This is a genomic window from Bacillus sp. JZ109 (genome assembly GCF_053903135.1).
Map to the genome: position 1 here is coordinate 3,100,138 of NZ_CP096388.1, position 13,459 is coordinate 3,113,596.

Annotated in this window: 15 protein-coding genes and 1 pseudogene; all 16 read right to left on the reverse strand. The window is 42.7% G+C overall.

The window, feature by feature from the left end:
- Nucleotides 1-27: 27 nt before the first annotated feature.
- The 16 genes and pseudogenes from M1D94_RS16340 to M1D94_RS16415 all read right to left on the reverse strand — a co-directional run bounded on the left by M1D94_RS16340 (nt 28) and on the right by M1D94_RS16415 (nt 13,445).
- A complete protein-coding gene (locus M1D94_RS16340) occupies nt 28-969 on the reverse strand; it encodes an ABC transporter permease (RefSeq protein WP_072173890.1) in 942 nt (313 codons plus the stop codon).
- Nucleotides 962-1,879 (reverse strand): ABC transporter ATP-binding protein, encoded by a 918-nt coding sequence (locus tag M1D94_RS16345; RefSeq protein WP_021479692.1) that lies wholly within the window; start codon nt 1,877-1,879, stop codon nt 962-964. The genes M1D94_RS16340 and M1D94_RS16345 overlap by 8 nt, the downstream gene beginning before the upstream one ends.
- A gap of 16 nt (nt 1,880-1,895) precedes the next feature.
- Nucleotides 1,896-2,594 (reverse strand): ABC transporter ATP-binding protein, encoded by a 699-nt coding sequence (locus tag M1D94_RS16350; RefSeq protein ID WP_101501929.1) that lies wholly within the window; start codon nt 2,592-2,594, stop codon nt 1,896-1,898.
- Nucleotide 2,595: 1 nt separating this feature from the next.
- Entirely contained in the window at nt 2,596-2,961 is a 366-nt protein-coding gene (locus M1D94_RS16355) for a GntR family transcriptional regulator (RefSeq protein ID WP_015252495.1), read from the reverse strand.
- Between the two features lie 2 nt (nt 2,962-2,963).
- Nucleotides 2,964-3,725: a hypothetical protein gene (locus M1D94_RS16360; RefSeq protein WP_038829220.1), complete on the reverse strand. Its 762-nt coding sequence runs from the start codon at nt 3,723-3,725 to the stop codon at nt 2,964-2,966.
- A gap of 4 nt (nt 3,726-3,729) precedes the next feature.
- Nucleotides 3,730-3,885, reverse strand: a complete 156-nt coding sequence (locus tag M1D94_RS16365; protein ID WP_003233426.1) for a hypothetical protein — start codon at nt 3,883-3,885, stop codon at nt 3,730-3,732.
- Nucleotides 3,885-4,259 carry a hypothetical protein gene (locus M1D94_RS16370; protein ID WP_003233427.1) on the reverse strand — a complete coding sequence of 125 codons (375 nt, stop codon included), beginning with the start codon at nt 4,257-4,259 and terminating at the stop codon, nt 3,885-3,887. Before M1D94_RS16370 ends, M1D94_RS16365 begins: the two co-directional genes overlap by 1 nt.
- 12 nt (nt 4,260-4,271) lie before the next feature.
- Nucleotides 4,272-4,802 carry an NAD(P)H-dependent oxidoreductase gene (locus tag M1D94_RS16375; RefSeq protein ID WP_003233428.1) on the reverse strand — a complete coding sequence of 177 codons (531 nt, stop codon included), beginning with the start codon at nt 4,800-4,802 and terminating at the stop codon, nt 4,272-4,274.
- A 22-nt stretch (nt 4,803-4,824) separates the two neighbouring features.
- On the reverse strand, nt 4,825-6,423 hold the full coding sequence (locus tag M1D94_RS16380; protein WP_032725263.1) for an MFS transporter: 1,599 nt from the start codon (nt 6,421-6,423) through the stop codon (nt 4,825-4,827).
- Between the two features lie 40 nt (nt 6,424-6,463).
- On the reverse strand, nt 6,464-7,129 hold the full coding sequence (locus tag M1D94_RS16385) for an HlyD family efflux transporter periplasmic adaptor subunit (RefSeq protein WP_014476241.1): 666 nt from the start codon (nt 7,127-7,129) through the stop codon (nt 6,464-6,466).
- Nucleotides 7,130-7,164: 35 nt separating this feature from the next.
- Entirely contained in the window at nt 7,165-7,629 is a 465-nt protein-coding gene (locus tag M1D94_RS16390; RefSeq protein ID WP_003233431.1) for a MarR family transcriptional regulator, read from the reverse strand.
- A 159-nt stretch (nt 7,630-7,788) separates the two neighbouring features.
- Nucleotides 7,789-8,967: a sporulation protein YhbH gene (gene yhbH / locus M1D94_RS16395; protein WP_003233432.1), complete on the reverse strand. Its 1,179-nt coding sequence runs from the start codon at nt 8,965-8,967 to the stop codon at nt 7,789-7,791.
- Nucleotides 8,968-9,146: 179 nt separating this feature from the next.
- Complete coding sequence (prkA, locus tag M1D94_RS16400) at nt 9,147-11,042, reverse strand: serine/threonine protein kinase PrkA (protein WP_003239626.1); 1,896 nt, start codon at nt 11,040-11,042, stop codon at nt 9,147-9,149.
- A gap of 348 nt (nt 11,043-11,390) precedes the next feature.
- Nucleotides 11,391-12,088, reverse strand: a pseudogene (locus tag M1D94_RS16405) (hypothetical protein).
- Between the two features lie 11 nt (nt 12,089-12,099).
- Nucleotides 12,100-12,813, reverse strand: a complete 714-nt coding sequence (locus M1D94_RS16410; protein WP_021479697.1) for a bactofilin family protein — start codon at nt 12,811-12,813, stop codon at nt 12,100-12,102.
- On the reverse strand, nt 12,804-13,445 hold the full coding sequence (locus M1D94_RS16415; RefSeq protein ID WP_003245603.1) for a YhbD family protein: 642 nt from the start codon (nt 13,443-13,445) through the stop codon (nt 12,804-12,806). Before M1D94_RS16415 ends, M1D94_RS16410 begins: the two co-directional genes overlap by 10 nt.
- Between the last annotated feature and the right edge of the window lie 14 nt (nt 13,446-13,459).

Below are 13,459 nucleotides of genomic sequence, written 5' to 3' on the forward strand. Positions count from 1 at the left end.
TTTGCTTATGCAAAACAGCTTTCTTTATTAGTTTGCAATATCCCGCTTCATGAAGATTCCGAAAGCAAGCAACAAGAAGATGATAAAGTAGATCGCCAGCATGACGATAGAAAACGTCATAGTCATCCCTTTTATTAACGGTGTGCCATCCACATACTGAGTCAAGTCGACATTAGCAAACAATATATACTTTGCCCAGTCAAATTTCGCTGCAATAAATGCAGTTGCAGTCGTACCGGCAACCAACAAGAAGATGGAAAAACCAACCGCAAGAGAGCTGTTTCTGAATACCGCAGACAGCATAAATGCCATCGTCGCCACCATTAAAGCCGAGACGGATTCAGAAAGATACGTTGTGGCCAAATGCCCTATCATGTTTTGCTCAATGACATGGCCATCCTTATAGATTAAATGAATATTCGCGGCGGTTTCACCACCCGTCCCGAAGAAGATCAACCCTAATAAAGTAGAACCGATAAATAAAATCAACAGCAACAGGAGCCCAAACAGGAGAACTGTAATATATTTGGACATCAAAATTTGAAAACGGCTGAGCGGCCGAATCATTAATAGCTTAATCGTTCCCCAATTAAATTCGTTCGCGACAATTCCGGCCGCGATGATAATAGTAAACAGACCGGTAAGGATGGTAAAGTTTGCTGAATCCGTTACATAAGACCATACCGTATAGCCCGTGTCACTAGGGATATTATGCTCGATGCGATAGTCGTTGAGTGTGATTGTTTCTTTATACCCATCTTTCAGTGAAGGATCTTCTTTGATTTCTTTCTTTAATTCGGCGTTTTGTGCTTGAAGTTCTTGTTTCCAATGGGAATTTGATTCACCAGCAGAAAAATGATTCGCCAAAAATGCAAATCCAACCATTGTCAGCCCCAGAATTCCGATCATCACCCATGTTCCGGCACGGCTGAAAATTTTGAGCCACTCATTATAAATCAAATTAAGCATGTTGAACCTCCTCTTTTGTTTCACCTGTCATTTCTAAGAAACGGTCCTCTAATGATTTTGTTATGACCTTGACCTCATAAATACGGATTTGCTGCATCACCAGCAATTCAATAACCGCAGGGACTTCGTCTTTAGCCAGTTTGATTTCTACACCATTTGTCTTACTCAGCAAATCGTACTGATTTAAAACAGCAGCGGCTTCATTCGGCTGCTCAACCTGGAAGAAATATGTATCGTTCTCATCAATGTTTTCATCTTTTACATTTTGAATATCGATCAGCTTTCCTTTTTGCAGAATCGCAATTCGATCACACATCAGTTCCATTTCTGACAGCAGGTGGCTTGAAACGATGACAGCCATTCCTCTTTCTCGGGTCAGCTTCTTTAAATGATCTCTGATTTCTCTGATCCCCGCCGGATCAAGGCCGTTTGTCGGTTCATCCAAAATCAGCACTTTCGGATCGTGCAGAAGGCATTGTGCCAAGCCAAGACGCTGTCTCATCCCCAGAGAATATGTTTTCACCTTGTCGTGGATTCTGTCTGTTAAACCGACCAGTTCAACAACTTCATCAATTTTTTCCTTCGTGACACCCTTGACCATCCTTGCGTATTGCTGGAGATTTTTATATCCGCTCAAAAATTTATACAGTTCGGGATTCTCAACGATCGCTCCAATATGCTTAATTGCCTTGGCATATTCTTTCGTAATTGATTGGCCGCAAATGAGGACATCACCTTTCGACAGCTTCATTAACCCCACCATCATCCGGATGGTTGTCGTTTTCCCCGCTCCGTTTGGTCCCAAAAAACCGAATACCTCGCCTTCACGAATCGTAAAACTGAGATCATCAATGATCGTTCGGCCTCTGATGTTTTTAGTCACGTTTTTCAATTCCAACACTGTTTTCATCATATTCCTCCTCTTTCTAGCAAACTTCCATTTTTGATTTAAGCCATTGCAAAACAGACATGCCTTCCTGTTCACGAATATCTTCTACTTCACGCTGCGCAACTTTTTCCCCATTGGCGAGGATGATTACTTCGTCTAACAAAGTCTCAATTTCATCAATTTCATGTGTCGCGATCACGACAATCTGCTGCTCAAAATCAATGTACGACACAAGGCTGTTTACGATGGAATCCCTGACCATCGGATCAAGCCCGGAAAAAGGTTCATCAAGCAAGATGACGTCTGCCCGTCTCGCTAAAGCAAGAACGATTTTCAGCCGGCCCCGATTTCCTTTTGATAGCTTTTTGATCTTTTTTTCCGGATTCAGCTGCATCTCATTCAATAGCTTATAAGCCTGTTCTGTTTGAAAATCAGGAAACTGCGACTGATAAAAATTCACCATATCTTTAACAGTGAAATGCGGATAAAACATATCAAGCTCAGTAAGATAAGCCGTTTGACGCACCATTTCTCTCGTAACCTGCTCTTCATCAACTTTCACAAATCCTGAAGTCGGAAACAGAAGGCCAGCCATCATTTTTAGGGTCGTTGACTTGCCGCTGCCGTTCGGTCCGATCAGGCCATAAATCCGTCCGGATGATAGGGTGATTGACACATCATTGACGGCCGTATGGCGGCCGTATTTTTTTGATACATGTTCTAGCTTGATTTCCATTTTAGCCTCCCTCTGTGAATGTTTTAATCCCTTCTACCATTTCCTCTTTCGTTAGCCCCAGCTCTTTCATTTGCTTGACAAAGCCTTCCAGCACCTCTCGTGTCAGCTTGTCTTTCAGCTCGTCTACGATTTCTGCTTTTTCCGCAATAAACGTCCCTTGACCTCTTCTTGTCTCCACAATACCCAGCCTTTCCATCTCACTGTAAGTTCTTTGAATTGTATTGGGATTTACCTTAGTTTGAATCGCCATTTCTCTTACTGAAGGAAGCTTGTCTCCTGGGAGCAGCTCCTTCCTGACCAGCCTATAAAAGATCTGATCAGCGATCTGCAGATAAATCGGTTTCGAGGATTGGAATTGATTGTCCATATTTACACCTCTACTTTACGATCAAGCAGTTTTGAAGCCATGATGAGCAGCAAGAACGTGATGACTATAGCAATAGGAAACCCTAGCACAGACAGATGGATAGGTTTTAGTTCCAATCTCCAAACATTGTGGAAGTGGAAATCAAAATTGCAATAGACTGTTACAGGCCAGAAATGCTTTTGAGATTCAACCAAAGGGCTTATGATGTATTCATCGAAGAATAACCACACTGCAACCAACAGAACCATCGCAGCCCACCGCATTCCGCGCCAATTTCTGAGAGAGTGAAAAACAGTCCAAAATACAATGACTGTTACTGACATATCTAACGAAGAAATAAGCCCATACATATTCAGCAAAGCCACTGTACTCGTTATATCAACTTGATGCTCCAGCAGATTTTTTACAGAGAGCATATGATACATCCATATGCCATAGGCTGTTAATGCCAACTGAATCACAAATTGATAGAGCAAAGATGCTGCCAATTTAGAAGAAAACAGCCATAAGCCGCCATTTGGATTGTACAGCCAAAGCTGTGATTTCCCTTCCTTGCGAAGGTGATAAAACACAAAAACAGGAGATAAGAAAAGCAGAAAAAAAGCAACTGCAACAAAAAAACCAAAAATGACTAGAGGTTCTTTCGTGCGAGAAGCTATAATATGGCCTGTTCCCAATAAGAAAATGATTCCGCATATCCATACTAGCAGCCACATTCTTGAAAGCTTGATATCTTTCTTTAATAAACCTAAAAAAGAATTCATGTCTTTACCTCCCGGAAAAAATCCTCGGTGTATGAGTAACATAGTACACTAGATCAAGGTGGAATACAACATATTCCATGGATTTATTTGATAAAAACATAATTGATGGAAACAGCAAAAAAGGCAAACCCGCATGAGTAAACGGATTTGCCTTTTTCATTACTTTTTCTTATTTTTCATAGAGAGCAGCGCATCACGATAGCTGCGGTCCTGCATTTTGTCACTTTCCTCAGTGACCTCTTCTTCTGCATGAACTTCATCAGAATGCTTAAACTTTTGCAGCGCCTGCCTGTAAATATCATCACCCATTGTGTCACGCTTCTCTTTTGGAGAATCGTTTTTGACAACGGATGGCGTATGCTCGGCAGCCCTTGCTTCAGCAGGGTAATGCGCTTCGTTTTTTTCCTCTTCTGGAGGTGCGATTCTATCGGTTGCTTCTTGCTTCTCAGGTCCAGGTGAGGCGTTGCGGACGTTAAATGTAATAAGGGCCGCAATGACAATGACAGCAGCAATTATTGCTATAATAATGGCCATTTCAACCTCTCCTTACTGTCCTGCTGTTAGGTTTCCTGTGACTTGGCTGACACGTCTTCCCAACGCGCGTCCAAGCTGAATACCTTCCTCAGACATTAACTCATCACTGTCTACCGGACAAGTGACACCTGCTCCGTAATAAGAGCCATAAAGTGCGTTTTCAGGCACGTTGCCAGGCAGTCCGACAACAATCATGCCTTGGTGGAACATCGGCGTGATTAAATTGTGCATTGTCATTTCCAAGCCGCCGTGTGTTGTTGCCGTTGTGCAGAAGACAGCACCGACTTTGTTGATCAGCTCGCCTTCAGCCCACAAGTAGCCAAGTCTGTCGATCCAAGTTTTAAGACCGGAGCTGATTGTTCCGAAATGCCCTGGGCATCCCCAAATAATCGCATCCATATCTTTAAGCTTGCGGATATCAGCCTGATCTACATGGTCGATGAACACTTCAGCCGCGTCGTTTTCTCGCGCGCCTTCAGCAATTGCTTCTGCAAGCACTTTAGTATGTTCGCCTTCACTATCATACACTACATAAATTTTCATTCAGGAAACCTCCCTGTACAGATTAAGATTCCTTAGCTTCTTTTGGAGCAGGAAGTAATGAAAGCTCCTCTTTTTTCTTCTTACGCAATTTATCTTTTCTGACGTCACGCAGGAAGATACTTAAAATCAAACCTGCTACACAGAATAAGGTTGCCCACATAAAGGCATCATTTATCCCCATGACATTGGAATCGAGTGACGCGTGTTTATAAATATGTGAGTACACATATGTTTTCGCCGTATCATAAGACACATTCATATTCACCATTAAATTCGAAACTGCATTTTGGAACGCATGGAGGAAGTTCGGGTCCGCCGTGCTTGTTTTATCTGCAATTTGTGAATAATGGAATGTCGTCCGGTTTGTATAAATCGTCGTAATTAAACTTGTTCCGATTGATCCGCTGATTTGGCGAAGCGTGTTGCTCATCGCCGTTCCGTGGCTGTTCAGACGGGCAGGAAGCTGGTTCATCCCGGCTGTCATGACTGGCATCATTAAGAGAGACATACCAAATGCACGAATTGAATAGATCAGCATGATGTGTGTATATGGTGTATCAATTGTCAATTGCGTGTATTGATATGTTGTTACCACTGTCACGAGAAGCCCGATAATCGCAAGCGGTCTCGGTCCGAATTTATCGAACAAAATACCTGAGATCGGTGACATAATCAGCATAACGATCGCACCCGGAAGCAGAAGCAGACCGGATTGAAGCGCCGTAAAGCCGACCAGGTTTTGCAGATAGATCGGTAAAAGGAACATACCAGTGTAAAGTGCCACTGTTATAATGATATTAATGACACTCGAGAGTGAGAAAATGTCATATTTAAACACTCTGAAATCAAGCATCGGATCATCATGACGCAATTGCTGAACAACAAAAGCAACAATTGCAATGGCTCCGATAATAACTGTAGACAATACAATCGGGTCGGTCCAGCCGTCAGACCCGGCTTCACTGACTCCGTATAATAAGGAGGCGAATCCGACAATCGAGAGGATCGCTCCCAGTGTATCGAGTTTGATTTTTTGCGGCTCTACCAAATTCTTAAAAATGAAGAAAGCCACGATGATAACAATTGCGCCGACCGGCACAAGTCCGTAAAACATAATGCGCCATGTATAATGCTCAATAATCCACCCGGAAAGAGTCGGGCCGACCGCTGGAGCAAACATCATCGCTAGCCCGAAAATCCCCATTCCTTTCCCCCTGCTTTCAGGTGGGAAAATTAACAGAATGGTTGTCATAACGAGCGGCTGCAAGATACCTCCGCCCACGGCCTGAATCAAACGGCCGATCAGCATTGTAGAGAAGTTAGGTGCGATACCGCAGACTAACGTACCGAGCGTAAAACAAAACATCGCGACGAGAAAGAGACTCCGTTGGCCAAATCGAGTAATCAGGAAAGCAGATAACGGAATCAATACACCGTTAACAAGCATGTAACCTGTTGTCAGCCATTGAATCGTGGTTGCACTTACGCCAAATTCAGTCATTAAGTGCGGCATTGCGACGTTAAGCAGTGTTTGGTTTAGTATTGCCAAAAATAAACCCGCCATTAGCACAATCAGCAATGTCATAGGGCTTTTTGTATTTTTTTCTTTGCCTGTAGCCATCTAAGACAACCTCCTTTCATGGTTTGATGACTGATCTGTTTTACTCAGAAATTTTAACAGATGCATTCATTCCAGGAAGCACCTTATCAGATGGGTTTTTGATTGAAATTTTCACAGGAATTTTTTGTGTTACTTTTGTGTAGTTTCCGCTTGAATTTGTAGAAGGAAGCATATCAAAAGTTGAGTTAGTCGCATAGCCAATTTCTTCTACAGTACCGTCAAATGTAGTATCAGGGTCTCCGTCAACTACTACGTCTACACTATTTCCTACTTCAATATCCGCAATATCTGTTTCTTTAATATTTGCTGTGATGTATAGGTTGTCCATGTCAATCGTTTGTGCAATTGTTGTACCAGCTTGTACGGTTTGTCCGTTTTTCACTTCGTTTTTCACAATTGTTCCATCCATAATGGATTTTACGTCAACAGTTTGTTCGCCTTTGATTTTTGCAACTGTGTCGCCTTTTTTCACTGTTTTTCCTTCGTCCAGATCCCAGTCAGATACTTTACCTGCTGCTGGAGCAGTAATAGCAGCCATATCGCCCGCTACTTTTGCTTCATCTGTTTTTACGTAGTTTGTGCTTTGATAATAGTAGTAAGCACCTCCAGCTATAATTGCAAGAACAACAATCAAACCGATAATGTTGGTCAGAATTAAACGTCCTCTGTTCATTTTGTTTTCTCCTTTCGTTTCATCCTCTATCATTTTGCGGAAAGCTGGTGAAAATATGTGAGAAGTTTTTAATTACCGCTTTTTTCTGAACAGCCTTCAGCAAGCTTCGTTAAGCTTCCGGCTAGTTTGCGCAAATACTGCAGCTGGGAGGTATCAAGCTTTTGGTACAAGCCGGCACCCATTTTTGCATATTGCACAGCGGCTTTTTCTATCAGTTCTTCCCCCTCTTCGGTTAACTGAATCATGACGATACGGCGGTCATCCGGACTGTCATATCGATTCATCAATTGGCGCTTATACAGAATATCTGTCATCCGCGTCACAGAAGCAGGCTTAAGATCAAGCGACATTGCCAGCTTGCTTAGCGGGGTGCTTCCGCTTTGATGAATTTTAAACATCAGCAAATATTGAAGGACTGTAATATCAAAAGGCTCAAGCACAATCTCCAATATCTTCTTCTGTTTTTTATATATCGCCCGAGACGTATCGAAGAGCTGTTCAAAAGTGAGCAAAGCACGTTCTGATTCAGTCAACTCCTTTTCACCTCATTCCTCAATAATAGTTCACAAGATAAAATATTAATAAATGAAAGAAGATTTGTCAAAGGAAAAATTTCTTTTTCTCCCGTATTTTTTTCGCAAGCGTTTTCTTGCTTTTATTAAATAAAAAAAAGCCCTGAAATGGGCTTTTCATTACGAAAATTGATGGCTTACACCAGACTCTTCATTTCTGAAAAAGTTCTTTAGAGCCTGAAAAACATCAGATTTCTGTTTTAAAATATAGTACTTAAATTTCTCATCTTTTACATTTTTATATGCAGACATTAACGTTGAATGCCTGTTGTACTGATTGACCTCGCCGTAGCAAAACAGATTGGCCTTCTTCATAATATCATTGACCAGCTTCACACAGCGCGCGTTATCAGATGTCAGGTTGTCACCGTCAGAAAAATGAAACGGATAAATGTTATAGCGGGCGGGATTGTACTTTTCATCAATAAGCTCAAGCGACTTCCGATATACGGAAGAACAAATGGTTCCGCCGCTTTCTCCCTTTGAGAAAAAATCCTCCTCCGAGACCACTCTTGCTTCTGTATGATGGGCAATAAATTCAATTTCCACAGTCTCGTATTTTGTCCGCAAAAAACGGGTCATCCAGAAAAAGAAGCTTCTGGCCATGTATTTTTCCCAAACCCCCATACTGCCGCTTGTATCCATCATGGCTAAAACGACGGCTTTTGATTCGGGCTTTGTGATGTCATTCCACGTCTTATATTTCAGGTCCTCCGGATAAATTGGGTAGAACGACGGTTTTCCTGACATTGCGTTTCGTTTAAAGGCTGACATCATCGTTCTTTTCTTATCAATATTACCGGTTAACCCTGTTTTACGGATATCATTAAACTCGATATCTGTATGAATGATATTGTCCCGCTCTTTTTGCTGGAGATTCGGAAGCTCTAATTCTTTAAAAAGCGCTTCTTCTAAATCCATTAATGAAACTTCCGCTTCATAATAATCCTCGCCTGCCTGATCACCGGCACCCTGCCCTTTTCCAGGCCCTTGTTTTTTGTCTGATCCATCCCGGGCCACAACATCTCCAACCTGGCTCTCGCCGTCTCCTTGCCCTACATGTTTATTTTTATCATAGTTATAACGGATTTTATACTCATCAAGTGAACGGATTGGGATCTTCACTACATCTTTTCCATTAGACATAATAATGCTTTCCTCAGTTACGAGGTCCGGAAGATTGTTTTTGATCGCTTCCTGCACTTTTTTCTGGTGGCGCTGCTGGTCATCGAAGCCTTTGCGATGGAGGGACCAGTTTTCCTCAGAAATCAAAAAATGGCCGCTGTCATTTTGGGACATGAATTCCCCTCCTTAACCATTTGTGGTCGTGATACATACGTATTCCGGCTTGTGCCAGATTATGAAACAAGTCTTTTGAAAAGATTTATATTCATCATATGCACATATGCACGTTTAATTGACAAACTATTTAGAAAATGGGACAAAATAACCCGCCCTATTCGGACGGGTCACGTTGCTTATCGGTTCAGCAGGCTGCCGACATATTTCAGCAGCTCATTGGCGCTCGTCGAGTTGTAGCCGTGCTCATCAATTAAACGGGCCACGACTTCATTTACCTTTTTCAGCTGCTGCTCATCCGGCGTTTTTGTTGAGGTCGTAATTTTAACGACATCCTTCAGATCAGCAAACAGCTTTTTCTGAATAGCTTCACGCAGTCTTTCATGGGAATTGTAATCAAACCGCTTGCCTTTTCTCGCATAGGCCGAGATGCGGATTAAAATTTCTTCGCGGAACGCTTTTTTGGCGTTTTCCGAAATGCCGATCTGCTCTTCGATGGATCTCATCAGCTTTTCGTCAGGGTTCATTTCCTCTCCTGTCAAAGGATCACGAAGCTTATTTTTATTGCAATAAGCCTCTACGTTATCGAGGTAATTGTCCATAAGTGTTTTTGCTGATTCTTCATACGAATACACAAACGCTTTTTGAACTTCCTTTTTCGCAATGTCGTCATATTCCTTGCGAGCGGCAGAAATAAAATTCAAATACCGCTCTCTGTCCTCGCTTGAAATTGATGGGTGCTGATCAAGACCTTCTTTTAAGGAACGAAGGACATCGAGAGAATTAATCGATTCCATATTTTTTCTGATAATCGTTGAAGAAATCCGGTTGATCACGTACCGCGGATCAATTCCGCTCATGCCTTCATCATTATATTCTTTTTTCATATCCTCAACGTCGACAGAATTATATCCTTCCACACTTTCTCCATCATACAGTCTCATTTTCTTGACCAGATCAATATCCGACCGCTTCGGCTCTTTTAACCGGGTAAGGATTGAGAACATCGCGGCGACCTTCAACGTATGCGGGGCAATATGAACATCCGCCACATCGCTTTCTGCGATCATTTTTTCATAAATTCTCTCTTCCTCAGACACTTTTAAATTATAAGGAACCGGCATCACGATGATTCTTGAGTGCAGGGCTTCATTCTTTTTATTAGAAATAAATGAGCGATACTCCGTTTCATTCGTGTGAGCCACGATCAGCTCATCAGCAGAAATTAACGCAAACCGCCCAGCTTTAAAATTCCCTTCCTGTGTCAAGGAAAGCAAATGCCAGAGAAATTTCTCATCACATTTCAGCATCTCCTGAAACTCCATCATCCCGCGGTTCGCTTTATTCAGCTCTCCGTCAAACCGGTAAGCACGCGGATCTGATTCTGAACCGTACTCGGCGATTGTTGAGAAATCAATACTCCCCGTCAAATCGGCAATATCCTGAGATTTCGGATCAGAGGGACTGAATGTTCCAATTCCCGTACGCTTATCTTCTGAAAAGAAGATGCGCTCCACCTTCACATCCTCAATTCTTCCTCCGTACTCTTCCTCCAGCCTCATGACATTTAAAGGAGAAAGACTTCCTTCTATTCTAATGCCGTATTCCCTGTAAAAGTCATCGCGTAAATGATGGGGGATTAAATGTAGAGGGTCCTCGTGCATCGGGCAGCCTTTAATCGCATATACAGCGCCATTATCTGTCAGCGTGTACGCTTCGAGACCTTTTTTAAGCATTGTGACCAGCGTGGATTTACCGCCGCTCACAGGCCCCATCAGCAATAAAATCCGCTTTCTGACATCTAGACGTTTGGCAGCCGGATGAAAATACTCTTCCACAAGACGCTCCAGAGATTCTTCAAGCCCGAACAGCTCGCGGTCAAAAAAACTGTACTTCTTGCGTCCGTCAATCTCCTCTATCCCGCTGTCTTTTATCATATTAAAAACTCGAGAATGAGCAGATTGCGCGACCATCGGATTTTCTTTAATAATCTCCAAATAATCGGCGAAAGTTCCTTCCCATTTCAGCCGCTGCTCTTCCTCTCTGTACTGTTCAATTTTCTTTAATATATCCATAAGGACCTCCTCTATCATGTTTGATACACTATGCAAATAAGGTACTTTGATACAATCTATGCCGCCATCTCGTGATACATGCTTTGGTTTCTTAAAAATAAAGATACTTATACATCGTTGACAAGGCAGACAGCGACCGTTCATAATAAAGAAAAATACAGAATCATCCAGACTCGGACAGCACGGAAAAATTGAAGAGGGGGAGAGACGGTGAAAACAATCATCATGATGGGTGTCATTGTCACTTTTTTAGTATCAATTTTTACCGCAGGATACGATAGCAAGCCTGGAAAAGAATAAAAAAGGGTGCTCCTGAAAGAGCACCTTTTTGTATAACAGAACAATGTTTTACAGTTTTGTTTTTTCTTTAATCTGTGAATGCGGATCGCATTCACATTTGTTTTCGTACTCAATCGTTCCGATGCTGCATCCCGGCCCGATGATCACTTCTTTTCCCCTGACAACTGCCGCTTCGGTATTCTCCAAATAAACCCGATCTCCTTCTATGACATCGGCGATCAGCTTCCCTTTCTTCCGGCTAAAAAAACTCGCGCGTCTTTTCACTGTAATTGTTGTTCCGCCGATTTCCTGCACATGGCTTATATCATGGCTCAATCTCAGCTTGATCTCACCCGAATTTAATAACCCCGATACATCAACACAGCCTGTGACATGGAACATTTCTGTTTCACAATCACCTATTACGCTAAGCTTCCCTTTCACATCGCAGGATTCTCCAGTCATATTCCCGCCAATTTCAGTCTGGCCTTTCAGATTGAATCGATCAAATTGAAGTGAGCCGCTGACTTTCATTGTCCCATATATATTGATTTTGCCGGCTGTCAGATCGCCTTTACATTCACTTTCTCCGAGCACACGCAGCCGCTCAGTCTCTGCTTTTCCGAGAAAAAGGCCCGTTCCGTATATGCGGCAGCCTACAGCAGACAGCCCTTCTCCTCTCCTTTGATGCTGACATTGTGATACGCGCCTCCTGCGGCATGCCCAGCGCCATATAATTTTAAATTTCCCAGTTTTGTTGTCTCCATTACGATCCTCCTTACAACTTTGTGGATGTTTCAACCGACGCGCTTGGATCACAGGTATAGTCCCCGCTGTATTCGACGGTTTCAATCTGGCAATCCGGGCCGATGACCACTTTATTTCCGCGCACGGTTTTCGCCTTTGTATTTGTCAATTCAATCACGTCACCTTCGATCAGCTCTGCTGTTAGAACAGGCTGCGGCATTAATCTGAGCAATGTCAGCATTCCTTTTCTGCAGGTCACTTGAAGATGGCGGCAGCCGATCTCCCGCACATAGCTTTCCCCTGCAGAAAGCTTAATGATCACCTGGTCTGCATTTAAAAGCCCGCTGATTTTGCATTTCCCTTCTGATTGAAAGGTTTCTGTTTCACAATCTGCTTCCATGACAGCTTTTCCGCTAATGTCAATGCCATCAGCCTTGACAGTGCCGCCAAATGTTGATGATCCAGCGATTTTCAATTGTTTTGCAGATACCTCTCCTTGAATAAAACCAGTGCCATTCATCCGGATAGATTCTGCTTCAACGTCTCCATGTATCTTTCCTGAACCGCTGATGGTTACCGCTTTCGCTTTGACGCTGCCGTCGGCTTTTCCGTTTCCATTAAAAGAAAAAGTGTCACACTCCACGTCCCCGGCCACTGTCCCGCTGCCATTAATCTCAACAGATTGAAATGTTCCTCCCTTTGAACTTCCTGATCCGTTTATCACCAGCTTTTCCACTACATCCATTGATGGCCCTCCTGCATAAATGTTGTTTTTAATTCCTCTGAAGCTTTTAATAAATCTACCCGTTCCACAACCTTTACGGATGATTCAAACAAAATGCTGTCCGCCGCAGCCGCTATAAAACAAGTTGTGACACCGAGCTTGCGGAGCACAATCAGCTCCGTCTGTTTTTCAATCTCTTCAGTATCATGCTTCTTTAATACCTCTGCAGCCATTTTTGCTTCTGCAAGGCTGACATTTCCAGACTGCAGCAGGCCCTCAAGCACAAACAGCGAAAGCAAATCGCTGGATGAAAAAACCGGACTTCCTCCGTCTTCTGAATAGGCTTCAAGAGCAGGCCTTGAAACCAAACCTTTATGAAGCAATTCATCAGCGGTCATGCTGACATCCTTCATTTTCGGCGACAGCATTTCCCTCATTTCATCCAAAGACAAATTTTCTTTCATCTTTTGAATCATTGATATACGTTTTAAAATCTCCTCTCTCGGAAAAAACGTCTCTTGCCCTGTAAATGTGGATTTACGAATAAACCATTCCTCAGGTATTAAGTTTTTCCGCTTCCATCGATACAGCTGACCGTATGAAATCGATGTTCTTTCAAGTAATTCTTTTTTAGAGATTAATTGTTCTTCCATAAGTCCAGCTCCTT

Bases quoted from the DNA above. Each gene is read 5' to 3' on its own strand.
- prkA (WP_003239626.1), bottom strand. From the start codon at position 11,042: ATGGATATATTAAAGAAAATTGAACAGTACAGAGAGGAAGAGCAGCGG.
- M1D94_RS16370 (WP_003233427.1), bottom strand. From the start codon at position 4,259: ATGGCCATTATTATAGCAATAATTGCTGCTGTCATTGTCATTGCGGCC.
- yhbH (WP_003233432.1), bottom strand. From the start codon at position 8,967: ATGTCCCAAAATGACAGCGGCCATTTTTTGATTTCTGAGGAAAACTGG.
- M1D94_RS16355 (WP_015252495.1), bottom strand. From the start codon at position 2,961: ATGGACAATCAATTCCAATCCTCGAAACCGATTTATCTGCAGATCGCT.
- M1D94_RS16345 (WP_021479692.1), bottom strand. From the start codon at position 1,879: ATGAAAACAGTGTTGGAATTGAAAAACGTGACTAAAAACATCAGAGGC.
- M1D94_RS16385 (WP_014476241.1), bottom strand. From the start codon at position 7,129: ATGATAGAGGATGAAACGAAAGGAGAAAACAAAATGAACAGAGGACGT.
- M1D94_RS16415 (WP_003245603.1), bottom strand. From the start codon at position 13,445: ATGGAAGAACAATTAATCTCTAAAAAAGAATTACTTGAAAGAACATCG.
- M1D94_RS16340 (WP_072173890.1), bottom strand. From the start codon at position 969: ATGCTTAATTTGATTTATAATGAGTGGCTCAAAATTTTCAGCCGTGCC.
- M1D94_RS16375 (WP_003233428.1), bottom strand. From the start codon at position 4,802: ATGAAAATTTATGTAGTGTATGATAGTGAAGGCGAACATACTAAAGTG.
- M1D94_RS16380 (WP_032725263.1), bottom strand. From the start codon at position 6,423: ATGGCTACAGGCAAAGAAAAAAATACAAAAAGCCCTATGACATTGCTG.
- M1D94_RS16410 (WP_021479697.1), bottom strand. From the start codon at position 12,813: ATGGATGTAGTGGAAAAGCTGGTGATAAACGGATCAGGAAGTTCAAAG.
- M1D94_RS16350 (WP_101501929.1), bottom strand. From the start codon at position 2,594: ATGGAAATCAAGCTAGAACATGTATCAAAAAAATACGGCCGCCATACG.
- M1D94_RS16360 (WP_038829220.1), bottom strand. From the start codon at position 3,725: ATGAATTCTTTTTTAGGTTTATTAAAGAAAGATATCAAGCTTTCAAGA.
- M1D94_RS16365 (WP_003233426.1), bottom strand. From the start codon at position 3,885: ATGAAAAAGGCAAATCCGTTTACTCATGCGGGTTTGCCTTTTTTGCTG.